This is a genomic window from Pantoea sp. LS15, from assembly GCF_012241585.1.
Lineage (GTDB): Bacteria > Pseudomonadota > Gammaproteobacteria > Enterobacterales > Enterobacteriaceae > Enterobacter.
Genome location: NZ_JAAVXA010000020.1, coordinates 57,160 through 57,517, shown reverse-complemented (window position 1 = coordinate 57,517; position 358 = coordinate 57,160). Strand labels below are relative to the sequence as shown.

The following is a 358-nucleotide window of genomic DNA, read 5'->3' as shown; positions in this document are numbered from 1 at the left end:
GTCCCTATCTGCCGTGGGCGCTGGAGAATTGAGGGGGGCTGCTCCTAGTACGAGAGGACCGGAGTGGACGCATCACTGGTGTTCGGGTTGTCATGCCAATGGCACTGCCCGGTAGCTAAATGCGGAAGAGATAAGTGCTGAAAGCATCTAAGCACGAAACTTGCCCCGAGATGAGTTCTCCCTGACCCTTTAAGGGTCCTGAAGGAACGTTGAAGACGACGACGTTGATAGGTCGGGTGTGTAAGCGCAGCGATGCGTTGAGCTAACCGATACTAATGAACCGTGAGGCTTAACCTTACAACGCCGAAGCTGTTTCGGCGAAGAGACAGAGACTCAAATTTCAGCCTGATACAGATTT

General features: G+C 52.8%; 1 rRNA gene. It reads left to right on the top strand.

The features are described 5' to 3' along the window. Positions 1-297: ribosomal RNA gene (locus HED65_RS21180) — 23S ribosomal RNA — on the top strand; the annotation flags it as partial. Between the last annotated feature and the right edge of the window lie 61 nt (positions 298-358).